The sequence below is a fragment of the Endozoicomonas sp. 8E genome (assembly GCF_032883915.1).
Taxonomy (GTDB): Bacteria; Pseudomonadota; Gammaproteobacteria; order Pseudomonadales; family Endozoicomonadaceae; genus Endozoicomonas_A.
Genome location: NZ_CP120717.1, coordinates 2,255,625 through 2,269,481 on the forward strand (window position 1 = coordinate 2,255,625; position 13,857 = coordinate 2,269,481).

The window sequence follows — 13,857 nt, forward strand, 5'->3', positions numbered from 1 at the left end:
TGAGTATTTTGATTAGTGTGAAAAGCGATTGCATCATCAGGAGAGGAAGCGACTTTTAATTGCTCATGGCTGTTTAATCGCGCATGGCTGTTTAATCGCTCATGGCTGTTTAATCGCTCATGGCTGTTTTAATCGCTCATGGCTGTTGCCTTAAGCTGTTGAGAAAATTTAGTTCACACTGGCAAATACTCCAGATGAAGCTAATTATTAGTGACAAAGTTCAACGCCAATAAAATTGACTTGTTTTTGCAGGGAAGAAATACATTCATATTTTCTAACAAGGTTTAATTGATAGCCTGATCTGAAAGAAACCAGTCTGTATTCCTTTACAATGGTTGCTTTTGGATGGTTATTAAGAGTTCATCTACTGTTTTCTGATGTCAAAATTCGTCGTGGGTCTTTTTATCTTTGTAGAGATCAAACCTTTCAACCTCATGATCAGCCAGTACTGCTTTTATGGTGGCGGGAGTTTTCTCAGGCGCTGCAGTCCTTGATTCGAAGAGGGCACCCAGAGTGTAAGAGTAAGGAATACTTTCTGCATGGGAGAACGACCATTTAGGCACATTTTCCCGGAAGTATTTCTCCCAGCCATTCGCAAACAGTTTCACGGTGCGATCACGGCGTTCACGGAACTGCAGATAATTTTCGTGCCGCGTCCAGCCATACATGGTGTTGCTGTTTTTAACACGGCTTGCATATTCTTCATCGGTTTCACTGAAGCCCTGAGGTGAAGCAATAGCGGTACGTTGCAAATACTCGTTGTACGTTTCACCCAGGCCGCACCAGCGATTAATTTTGTCAAGACTACGTCCGAGAGGTCCACCCAGCCATTGACTGAGCATCTTGTTGTCGTTCATAAAAAAGTCGAAAGTGAGGCTTGACGCCAGTACGAATCCGAAGGTTTGTGCATAGGTGATTCCGAATAAAAAGCTATGAACGTATGCTCCGAAAGTGGCTACCGGACCCAGCACCAGACCGGCTGTGGCCGAGGCCAGAGTCTTAATTTTTTGAGGTGTCACCCGGTGCAGCAGGGGTACCTGAACCCCTTGCCTGGAACCCATGGATTTTACTATTTCGGGCACCAGACGGGTAATACTGCGATACATATGCGGGTTAGCATGGTTTTGTCTGGTAAACAGCATAACGCCGCTTGCCAGCAGTATGACTGAAGATTCGGTCCTGCCATAGGGCATGGCCAGCCCGAGCACTTCAGAGACTTGTTCAACTCCGCCGTGGTAGGCATATTGGAAGGTTCGGTCAAGATCAATGCCGCAGTGTTCCAACCAGTGCTGAAAAGGTATGATCATTCTGTGCATGTAATCCCCCCTGTTGGTGAGATCCAGAATGTAGAGCTCCCACGTGTTTATCAAGGACACTTTGGCAGCATCCCAGGCCTTAGCCGATGCCAGTAGTGGTTTGTAGCTGATGTAGTACCAGGTGACAGCCTGTACCAGAGAGGCTGAAGGTTTGACCCAGTAATCCTTTAGCTGAAGCTCAACTGCGGTGGCCTGAGCCTTCATTAATGTGTCATGGATAGCCTTGCTCAGTTCTGATTCCAATATTCCGGCAGCATTGGCGTAAGGTGTCAGGGTATCCTGAATATTGGCCAGATAGGCTGCTGTCCTGCGGCCATTTTCAAAGGCAATATCATCCAGCACATAGTTGGTGATGACAGCCGCTGCGTACTCTTTCATACCGGCAACAGACTCTCTCATACCTGCCGGGCCGGTTGCAGTCACGGTCACGGGAATAAAGGCGCTTTGCATAAGCGCTTCAGTACCTTTTTCGGATAGCATCCTGACAGCCCTCCGGAAGTGGTACGTGTCGACGCCGTGTTTGCGGCGCATATAGTAATCAAGTTCGCCCTGTGCCGGATAACCAGGGGTACCTCCTTTGACGGGCTTTATAATTCTGATGATCTTGATGTAGCTCTCAAGTTCAACCTTGCTAATCAAACCTTCACGGAGCAAAGTCATGATCTTGTTACCACTGGCAGAATGGCTGGCGAAGTACTCCAGAAAGCTTTTCGGGTCTGCTGGTTCATGCTTGACGAAGTGAATGGCCGCTTTGCCCATGTCGTGAATTACATCGTCGTATTGTTGAGGCCCTGCTTCTTTCTGAAGGAAGGCCCGAAACGACAGAGCTTCGACCTGTTTGATAGCGCTCTCAGGTCGATATGAAATAGACTCGAGAGTGGATTCCGGGAAGGTCTTCAGGCTCTTTAAAGCTTCCACAATCCGACCGGCTTGTTCAAAGTTAATTTTGTCTCCGACCATTCCCTGCATGCGAATCGCTGCAAATTCATCGTCAAAATCGAAAGTCGAAAGTATCGGTGCCAACTTACCGCCTTCTCTTGCCGCTTCTGTCAGGCCAATTGCGGCTTCCAGAGCCTGTTTTTTGAGAGGATGCTGCTGTGTGAATTTGTGGATAGTGTCCAGAACTTTTACCTGTTTCGGCGTGTACTGGAAGGGACCAGGGTCAGTGTCGACAGTTTGCTCCGCAGCCTTCAGGACTTCCTTCATTCTCTCAATGTCTGCTTTCCAGAATTCAATTTCACCTTGCAGATCAGCCTGTTCCTGAATCAGGTGCCGGACAGTGCCGCCATAGCCATCATTCCCTCCATACTCTACCTGTCTGTTTCTCAGGGCATTAAGCCGTTGTTCAAGGGAGTCAGCGGAGGCTGCTCCAAGACCCACGTCTTTTTCAGTGGTTTCAAGAACCGTTTTATGGAAATCCGTCAGAGCGGCTTCTGCTTTTGATACCTTATCACTGGATTGCTCAAGGGCTAAATTCAGCCAGGCCATTTCGTTTTCACGTACGGCTTTAGCCTGCTCATCGAAGTCTCCAAAATCCATAACCTGCCGTTTTTTACGCTCCAGATACTCTTGTGCATTCTTTGCATGGGTCACTTCCATACTTTTCCTGTCGTGTTCACGCAGGAAGTCTGTGAGCTGAGTGTACCTTTTCCTGTTATAAAGCAGTTTACCCAAGGCTTCATCGTCTTCGTTCTGATCATGAGAATCTGCAATGGGTGTAGTGGCAATCAGGTAATCAGATTCTTCCTCTAAACCCGGGTCACCTGTTATCTGGATGTCCAGACCTGATTTGACTCTCAGTTCCCCAAGGATTTTACCTCGTTTTTCTGCACTGCATTCCTGCAGGAAATGCCTGATGTCTTTTAGCCGCTCTTTAGTGGTTTGCCCGTCATTTGCAGCCAGACCCAGGTCGATCTGAACTTCTTTTATTCTCTGGTTGAGAACCAGGTTTTCTGTATCCGGGATATGTTGGAGGTCAGCAAGGTTCCCCGCAAATCCCAGGTTTTTGCCACGAAGCTTGTTCAGTTTGTGATGAACAGTTGCCAGTTCATGTTCAGCTTCTTTAATTTCTCGTCTGGCCATGGCGACATCACGATCAAGAACGAATCGGGGCTTAGGTCCCAGGCGAGCCATTTGCCTGTCGAGTTCATTTTCAATGGCTGCGATACGCTCATTAACCTCAGGCTGACCGGCTTTGAACACTTCCTCATCCAGATGTTCAAGTGTTGCTTCAATCAGACTGTTTTGCTCGTCTGTACTGGCATCACCTCTATAGTCCTCAATCTTGAGTTGATCAGCCATTTGATTATTTCTGATTCTTTTGTCACCTTCATCGTCATAAATTCCCTTTAATTCTTCCATTAATTCCTGAATTCTGTTTCTCAGGGCATGCTGCTGGTTGGACAGACTGGCATCGTCTGCAAGCTCTATCTGCAGATCACTGGCCAGTTTAGCTATGAAAATTTTTCCTCTCTCTTTAGTTGCGGGGTTTTCATGAGGTGAGATATTTAGCGCGTCTTCCAGAGCAATAAGATGGTTTGCCTGTCGTTTTCTGGCTCGCTGATCCAATTCGCCGATCAATAAGTTGAGACAGTCATGAATATCAGAGAGCAAGACATCCGCCGGCACCGGATCACCCTCCAGAACTGGCCTGTCAATTGCTATCCGGAGGAGCTTGTCTATGACATCCAACTGCTCATTTGAGACATCACCGCCATCAAGTTTTGTACGAACCCTTGCCAGTTTTCCTGCTGTTCCATCACTTTCACTGACTCTGTGTCTGATGTTGAGTTTCTCTTCCAGGAAATCCAGTATGATCCAGGCCTGTGCCTCTTCCCGCTGCCTGGCTTCACTGACGTATAGACGTATGTCTTTAGAAAGGAAATGACGATTGAAATACACATCGTCCCTTTCATTGATGCGAGTCTGCTTTAGAATTCTTTCCACGGCACGCAGTGTCTCAAGTACTTCAGGCGTGGCTTTGGGCTGGCCTGGTGTGATAATGTCTTTCAGTTGTTCTTCCAGTGCTGCATTCTTGAGAAGCGTGGAATGCATTGTTGACTTCAGGGCATTGAACTCTTCTGTCGTGATGCCTTCATCCAGCTCAATCTGGTCTTGGCCAGGGGGCGCTGCCAGAGCAGATTTTCTGGTCCTGGTGCAAGAGTTCTCTGAGTCCTGTTGTTCATTGATTGTTTGAGTTCTGTCATGCAAGACTTCTGGTTGGACATTCATTGTCTTGATTTTTTCAAGCAGGCATTCTTGTTGAGCGTCAATATCTGCATTGCTATCAAAATCCTGAATGTTTAAATGTGCGGCAATGGTTGCGTAATGGGCTTTGACTTCAGCTGCTTTTTCAGCATCTGACAGGGTCCTCCGTTGCTGAAGATTTTGAAACACCTCAGAGCCTTGCTCCTTGAGGTGCTGCTGAATGGCCCGGTGGCGGGCTTCAAGGTCAGCGTCGTTATCCGGGCTCAGACCGAGCTGACCTTCAATGGTAGCCAGTCTGCGCCGGGTTCTCTCATTGGCCAGTGTTGCCTGATGTTGCATATGCTTTTGAATAGACTGAAAGCGGGCATCCAGATTGTTTTCATCGACCGGGGTGATACTGAGTTCGCTTTCAATGGCTGCCAGTTTTGCTTTTACAGCTTCTTTATCAGGCTGCCCACCTGCAGCAAATGTCGCGGCAATGGCCCGATTGTTTTCACGGATTTTATTTTTGATGAGTCTGGTTTGTTCTTCGAGTGGCCGGGTATCATCCCAGTCACCCATGCCAAGTTCTATTGCCAGTTCTGTGTTGCGAGCGTTTATGGTTTTTCCTATAGCATCACGGACTTCCTGTTTCAGATATGGAATTCGATCGACTTCCTGCTGAAGTTTCTGTTCGAGCCGCTCTACTCTGAGCTTTACCTCATTCTGATCAATGGCAATAGCCATTCTTTCAACGTCTTCCGCCATCTCGTGAAGTGATTTTTTGTTTAGCTCGGCGAGTTCGGCCGCTTTTGCATGCTGCTCTTTCAGCGTGTCCAGCTCGGCGAGTCGGGCCTCTTTTGCCTGCTGCTCTTCCAGCGTGTTTTCTAACTCAAGATGCTGACGGGCCATGTTACCAATGACTTTTTTAACAAATGTTGTATCTTCTCCAATAGCAAATTGCTGCATCAGTTTGTTGATAACGTCTGTACCTTTTTGAACGTTCTGAAGAAAATGCCGACTCGTCAAAAGATCCTTGAATGCGGGTTTGAAACTGAAGAGTTTTTCGAGTTGAAACAGCATCCAGCCCGGCGCGATAGCCAATGACGCAGCTCCGATGTGTCCTACTGTGAGTTCAAATTCATCGGTTCCATATGAAGTAGCACTGGTTAACGCCTGCTGAACAGCTTCATAGTACGCAAGCAATACCAGTTTATCCTCTTCAAGTTCAGCATCGTGATGTATAGCTAACTCAGCAGCAAACTTCTCCAGCAGCTCCATCTGCCTGCTTCGAATGATGTATTGGTAGCTTTTGACCTTACCTTCTTTAAACTGTGCAATCTGGTCATTATCATTAACGTCGAATCCTTCCCAGGGGTTATAGAGGCTTTCCACAAAAGTGAGATCGGTCGGATTCTGCTTCTGACCACGGAAAACAATAACCTCCTCCGAAGCCTCAGTCAGTTCCAGTTTGGGATAACCCCAAGGCACAGGATAAGCCTGAGTGTCATCCTCGACATGGACAACATAGCCAAGAGGCTGATTGTAGTATAAGAGATCATCCAGAGCTTGCTCTTGTAAATCTTCTCCGAGAAGATAAACCTGGGTATAGGCAGAGGTGGCTGCTGCGAAAAGCGCCTCATCATTGACAAAGAGCGATTCACCCAGACGCTCCAGTTCAGGAGGCTGGTCGCCGGCAGCGACAAGACGCATAAAAGTGCGCCCGTTCACTTCAATCTCACCTACTGTAAGGGCTGCAAGGGTGATATAGCGATCAGCCTCGCCAAGATTTCCTGCTCTTTCATTCGCACCTTTCAGCACTCCGGCCAGTTGTTCGGGACCGGCGACTTTTGTTAAGGGTTCCAATGGTCCGATACCACCTGATTGAGTGCGAACAGCCTCAATTGAATCCTGACGGGTCATTCCGTCTCTGACTTCAATGACCAGTTTGCTGTCTTCAAGGTTATGGCTGAACCTGAATATCCCCTCATTACCTACCTTCAGGACTTTGGTGTACTTCTGAGCAACGTCATTGTCGTCTGTTTCAAACTGATCAACAGTGGAAACGCCACCCTCGATGCCAGAAAGAACGTCTGTGAAGCCTTCGGAAGGAATGTCATAGCCCGCTCTGACTTGAGTCTGATCAGGGTAGGTGGTGGTAAAGGATTTCGGTATTGGCTGTTGGTCATGACCTAAAGTTGGCTGAACCATGACCTCACTCTGGATAAACTCCACATGTTTATTGCCCTGAATATCGACAGATTTTATCTGCAGCCTGCGATCAGCGAGTGCCTCTGTCCCAATGATTGAAGAACTGATTGCAATGGCCACTGCAAGGCTTAATGCATTGGGGCTGGCATTTGTCATTCTGCTGCCTCAGAGCGGTGTATTTTTATTACTGTGAAAGGTGACTGGACGAGCAAGTAGCTTTTAATCAAGACTGTCTGCTGAGATTGCAGGTAAAAAGCTTGATTGAGGGGCATTTCTCTTATCATGACTGTGAAATTTCTGATCATCGCTCTTTTGCGATTCGTAAAAAGCTCCAACAGTGTAGAAGTAAGGTACACTTTCTGCATGGGAAAACGACCATTTAGGCACATTTTCCCTGAAGTATTTCTCCCAGCCATTCTCAAATAGTTTCATGGTGCGATCACGGCGTTCACGGAACTGCAGGTAATTTTCGTGCCGCGTCCAGCCATACATGGTGTTGTTGGCTTTAACACGGCTTGCATATTCTTCATCGGTTTCACTGAAGCCCTGAGGTGAAGCAATAGCGGTACGCTGCAAATACTCATCGTCTGTTTCACCCACGCCCTGCCAGCGATTAATCCTGTCAATACTGCGCCCCAGAGGTCCACCCAGCCAATGAGTGAGCATCTTGTTGTCGTTCATAAAGAAATCAAAAGTGAGACCCGACGCCAGAGCGAATCCGAAGGTTTGAGCAAAGGTGAAACCAGATAAAAGTCCGTGGGCGTATGCTCCGACTGTGGCTACCGGACCTAATACGACACCGGCTGTGGCAGAGGCAAGCGTTTTCACTTTTTGTGGAGTCACCCTGTGCAGCAGTGGTACCTGAACCCCCTGTCCGGAACCCATGGATTTCACTATTTCGGGCACCAGACGGGAAATGCTGCGATACATCCGGGGATTGGCATGGCGCTGTCTGGCAAACAACATGGAGCCGGTTCTGAGCAGAATGACTGAAGAAGCGGCCTTGCCCAATGGCATTGCAAGCCCGCCCACTTCAGAGAGTTTTTCAATTTCAACGTGCCGGTAATATTGGCCGGTCCGGTCAAGATCAATACTGTAGCGTTCCATCCAGTGCTGGAAAGGTGTCAGCATCCTGTGCGTGTAATCAGCTCTGTTGGTCAGGTCCAGCAGATAGAGGAAAGACATGTTTCTGAGTGACAGTACTGCAGCCTGCCAGGCGTTAAATATCGCCAGTAGAGGTTTGTAGCTGGAGTAGTACCAGGTGACAGCTTGTACCAGAAAGGCTGAAGGTTTAACCCAGTAATCCTTTAGCTGACGCTCAACCGCTGCGGCATGAGCCTGCATCAATGTGTCATGAATAACCTTGATCAGTTCTGATTCCGATATTCCGGCAGCATGGGCGTAAGGTGTCAGGGTATCCTGAATATTGGCCAGAAATGCTGCTGTCCTGCGGCCATTTTCAAAGGCAATATCGTCAAGCACGTAGTTGGCGATGACAGCTGCTGCGTATTCTTTCATACCGGCAACAGATTCCTTCATACCTGCCGGGCCGGTTGCAGTCACGGTCACAGGAATAAAGGCACTCTGCATAAACTCCTCGGTACCCTTGTCGGACAGCTTCCTGACAGCCTTGCAGAAGTGAAGCATGTCGGCACCGTGTCTGCAGCCAAGAAAGTGTCCAAATTCGACCTCTGGCTGATAACCATCGACACCTCTGACGGCCTTCATAAAGTTCTCAAGTTCAACCTTGCTGATCAAACCTTCACGGAGCAAAGTGATGATCTTTTCACCACTGTCAGATTGGCTGGCGAAGTATTTCGGGAAGCTTTTCTGGACCCCTGGCTCTACGTAATGAATGGCTGCCGAGCCCATGCCGATAACTTCATCGTCGTATAGCTGTGCCCCATTTCTCAACTCCATTCTGGCGTTATCCATCAGACGCTGGACTTCCTCCAGGGCACTTAGAGGCTGATCTTCCAGTGGGGTTGCCGGGAATTGAGTCTTCAGACTCCTGAAGATTTCCACAATCCGTCCGGCCTGATCAAACGTCAGGTCGTCTCCGACCATCGCCTGCAAGCGAATCGGTGCAAATTCACCGTCAAAATTAAAAGTCGCAAGGTAGGGTATTAACTTACCGTTCCTTTCTGCAGATTCTGCCAAACTCATTGCGGCTTCCAGAGCCTGCTTCTTGAGGGAGTGCTGCTGCATGAACACGAGCATAGCTTTGCGGGCTTTTTCCTGCTTCGGTGTAAACTGGGAGGGGCCGCCCTCATTCTGGACGGCGTTTTCAGCAGTCTTAAGAGCTTCCTTCATTCTCTCAATGTTTACTCTCCCGGCTTCAATCCTGGCTTCCAGACGAGCCTGTTCCTGAATCAGTTGCCGGATCTTGCCACCAGTACCATCAGTCCCGCCCAGTTCTATCTGTTTTTTTAACAGGGCATCAAGCCGTTGAAACTCGGTGTCAGAAGCGCCTGGCTTGAGGCCCAGGGCTTTTTCAGTGACCTCAAGAGCCTCTTTATTCTCCGACAGAATTTTTTTCGCTCTTGAAAAAACTTCACTCTTCTTCCTCGGGGTGGGAATCAGCTGCTCTATTTCGTTCTTATTTCTGGTTTCAGCCTTCTCATCGATGCTTCCAAAATCGGTAGTCTTCTGCTTTTCAGGATCCGGATTCTCTTGTGCAGAATTCACTCCAATCATTTCATAGGTCAGATCGATAATTTTCCTCTCGTAATCACGCAGGAATTGCTTGATCAGAGAGTACCTTTTCCTGGTTAAAGGCAGTTCCCCCAATGCCTCATCGACGGTATTGATTTCGACAGGCTTATGAGAACTTGTGGAGACTTTAATGGGATAAGCAGATGCTTTCAGTGATCCGGAGTCGCCTTTTATCTGGATGTTCGGATCTTTTGCGGCAGCTTCCGGTTTATCAATGGCCTGATCCTGTAATTTGGCATCGATCATCTGAAGTGCACGTGTTAATTCGTCTATACGTTCTTCGAGGTTTTTCTCATCATCTGCAGGCAGAACCAATTCGGTCTGAATTCCTTTCGTTACCTGATTGAGAACGCTGCCGTCCTCATCCGAGACAGGCTGGACACCATCGCGAGTCTCAAAAAACCAAGGTTTGCGATGAGGCGTCAGAGTCGCCAGTCTGCGATGAGCATCTGTCAGTTCACTTTCAGCTTCATTGATTGCCCGCCTGACGGTGGCCAGTTCACGATCAAGAACGTATCGGGGTTTAGGTCCCAGGCCTGCCATTAGCCTGTCAAGCTCATCATCAATGGCTGCGATACGCTCACCGACATCAGGTTCACCCGTTTTTTTAACTTCAACATCCAGCTGATACAGTTTTTGTTCAATCAGACGGTTCTGTTGGTCGATGCTGGCATCGTCTTTATAGTCTTCAACCTTGAGTTGACGAGCCATTGCATTGTTTATGCCTCTTCTGACACCTTCATCGTCATAGACTTCGTTTACTTCATCCAATAAGGCGTAAATTTTGGCTTTCAGAACATTCCTCTGGTCAGACAGGCTGGCATCCTTTTCTAATACTACCCCCAGATCATTGGCCAGCATAAAAAACAATGCCTCGCCTCTCTCTTTTGCAAAAATGTTTTCACCTGGTTTGATGTTCAGCTTTTCCTCGATAGCTGCAAGCGAATTTGCCTGTTGATCTCTGGCTCGCTCCTCCGAACTTTCGACGCTATTGGCAAGATGCGCTCGAATCCTCTCGAATTTGACAGCTTTCTCATCGAATAGCGTTCTTTGTTCTTCTCCGAGCGCATGATGTATCTGATTCAGTATGTCTTCTGAGACATCATCGCCGTCAAGTTTTGAGCGAACGTTGCAGAGCCTTGCTGCCTTGTCATCATCTTCATTGACTTTGATGTCGAGTATTTCCTCCAAGTTTTCCAGTATTTCCAGAGCATCTTCCTCTGCCCGCTGGGCAGCTTCTTTGACGTATGTCTGCATATCATCAGCAATAGCCTGACGACGGTGATAGACATCGTCCTCTTCATTGATGTCTTGCATCTCCAGAGCTTTTTCTACAGCACCCAGTTTCAGGAGGACTTCCGGTTTGGCCCTGGGGTGCCCCGGATTGCTGATGTCTTTCAGCTTTTCTTGTAAATCTGCAAACTCGCAAACCTTGCTATAGGCTGCATCTATCAGAGCGCTACGATCCTCTAATGTGCGCTCTTCATTCATCTCAATACCGAGAATCGATGCCAGAGCATTTTCCTTGATCTTGAGGGAAGCTTCTTTCATCCTGTCTTGAACATTGATTGCCTCAAGTTTCTTAAGCAGGTGTTTTTGATGAGCATTGATGGTCTGTAGTTTCTCAAGCAGGCGATTCTGCTGCTCAAAAATATCTGCATTGCCGTCAAAATTCGCAATGTTTAATTGCGCAGCAATGGTTAAATAGCGGGCTTTGACGGCATTCAGTTCTTCAGCAGATGTTCCGGTGCTCTGAAGAAGTTCCTGATCGACCTGATCTGGATTCAGCTTCAGCTGCAGCTGTTGTTGAATGGTCTGGCAACGGACTTGCGGGTCATTTTCGTTATTTGAAATGAGTCCCAGCTGATTTTCAATGGTAACCAGTCTGTTGTGGATTGCCTTATCAGTGAGTTCTAACTTCTCTTGCAGGTGCTCTTGAATAAAATGGTAGCGGGCATCCAGATCGTTTTCACTGACTGGATTAATCTCAAGCTCGCTTTCAATGGCCGCCAGTTTTGCTTTTACAGCTTCTCCCTGAGGCTGTGCTGCCGGGGCATCTGTTGTCCCAACGGGTCTGCTGATTTCATTAATTTTCTGTCTGATGAGTCTGGCTTGCTCTTCTGGTGGTTCAGTATTATCCCAGTTCTCAATACCAAGCTCTTTTGCCAGTTGAGTGTTGTAATCTTCTCTTTCTGTCACTATTGAATCACGGAATTCTTTTTGCAGCGCTGGAATTCGACTGACTTCCTCCTGAAGATCCTTTAACCAGAACCGGTTTTTCAGTTGTTGATGCTGAAAAACTTGATGACCTGCCTGAGCTACCCGTTGTTCAAGTCGCTGTATAATGGCCTGATGACGAGCTTCCAGATCATCCTGGTTATCCGGATCCAGACCAAGCAGATCCTCAATAGCTGCGAGTTTTGCTTTAACTGCCTTTTCCTCAGACTTTTCTGTTACGGCAGCTGTTGAGGCAACCGCTCTGATGATTTCATCAATTCTCTCTATGATGAGTCTTTCTTGCTCTTCGGAGGGCTGGGTATCATCCCAGTCATCAATGCCAAGTTCTGCTGCCAGTTGAGAGTTGCGAAATTTTGTGGCTTTCGCTCTGGCGTCACGGACTTGCTGTTCCAGCTCCGGAATTTGATCGGCTTCCTGGCGAAGTTTATCTACCCATTTTTTCAAGTCTTTCCAGTTTTGAAGAAGCCGTTCCAGCATTCCGTCAATTTGCCTCTTGAGTTCTTGTGCTCTGTGCTTTTCCGCAACACTGATAGTGGCTATTTCGGTTAAATACTGTAAGAAGTTTTTAAACTGGGTGAGTTTGTCTGCTTTTAAATTCAGCCCCTCCAGCTTGTCTTCCATCTCAAGCAGCTGTCTGGTCATGTCGGCAAAGACTCTGGTAGCAAAGTCGACGTCGTCTCCAACAGCATCGGCAGGCCATTCGGTTACAGCGGGTATGACTTTCTGAACATTTTGAGCAAATTGTTCGTCGCTCAGAAGAGCTCTCAGTAAGGGTCTGAAGTTGAAGTGCTTTTCGAGTTGCACCTGTATCCAGACAGGCGTCATGAACGAGGAAGCAAGTTTGATGTGTGCCGCTGTGAATTCAAATTCATTTGCATTATCGGGATTAGCATTGGCCAATGCCTGCTGAAGCGTTTCATAGCGTGCAAGCATCAACAGTTTGTCTTCTTCAAATTCAGCATCGAACTTTACAGCCAGATCAGTAGCAAACTCCTCGAGTATTGTCATCTGCCTGCTTCGGATGATGTACTGATAGCTCTTGAGCCTGTCTTTTTTAACCTTTACTGTGACTGCTGGAGCGGGCTCATCACCGATAGTTTCCTCCCTCAGGTTAAAAAGACCTTTTACAAAAGCAATATCGGTTGGATTCTGCTTCTGACCATGGAAAACAATAATCTCCCCCGGAGTCTGTGTCACATCCAGTCTTGGATGACCATCAGGCACGTAATAAGCCTCTGTTTCGTCCTCAACGTGTACAACATATCCGACGGGTTTCTGGTATGCCAAGAGTTCATTAAGAGCTTCCTCTTGTAAAATTTTTCCCAGAACATAAACCTGGGTATAGGCTGAGGTGGCTGCGGCTAAAAGAGCCTCATCATTGACATAGAGCGATCTGCCCAGACTCCGCAGTTCAGGCGGCTGATCCCCTGAAACGACGAGACGCATGAAGGTGCGCAGGCTCACTTCAACCTTGTCTACTTTAACGGTGGCAAGCACAGTATACTTATCCGCTGCGCCAAGGCTTCCTGCTCTTCCATTAGCAACTTTCAATACCCCGGCCAGTTGTTCGGGCCCGGCGATTTTTGTTAGAGGTTCTAAAAGTTCCTTGTCACCCAATTGAGCGCGAACAGCCGTGATTGAATTCCTGGAGGTCATCCCGTCTCTGACTTCAATGATCAGTTCCTTTTCTGCAAGGTTATGGGTAAACCTGAAGACCCCCTCATTACCAACCTTCAGAACTTTGGTGTATTTCTGGGCAACGTCATTCTCACCTGTTTCAAACTGATCAACACTGGAAACACCACCTTCAATGTCAGAAAGAACGTCCGTGAAGCCTTCAGAAGGAACGTCATAGCCTGCTCTGGATTGGGTCTGATCAGGGTAGGTGGTTGTGAAGGATTTGGGTATGGGTTGCTGGTTATCATCTAAAGTTGGCCCAACCACGACCTCACTCTGGGTAAACTCTACCTGTTCATTGCCGGATATATCGACAGATTTTGTCAGCAGCCTGCGATCGGCCAGTGTCTGGGTGGCAATGATGGAAGAGCTGATTGCAACGGCCACTGCAAGGCTCAGCGCATTGGGGCGAGCATTTGTCATTCTACTACCTCAGAGCTAAGTATTTTTAGTACTGTGAAAAGCGATTGCCACAAGTGGCCACAACAGGTGAGGAAGCGGCTTTTAATCGCTT

At 47.7% G+C, this 13,857-nt stretch carries 2 protein-coding genes; both read right to left on the bottom strand.

Features of this window, described 5'->3' with window-relative positions; translation table 11 throughout:
• Positions 1-380 precede the first annotated feature (380 nt).
• A complete protein-coding gene (locus P6910_RS08020; RefSeq protein ID WP_317145747.1) occupies positions 381-6,869 on the bottom strand; it encodes a hypothetical protein in 6,489 nt (2,162 codons plus the stop codon).
• A 63-nt stretch (positions 6,870-6,932) separates the two neighbouring features.
• A complete protein-coding gene (locus P6910_RS08025) occupies positions 6,933-13,766 on the bottom strand; it encodes a hypothetical protein (RefSeq protein ID WP_317145748.1) in 6,834 nt (2,277 codons plus the stop codon).
• Positions 13,767-13,857: the final 91 nt, after the last annotated feature.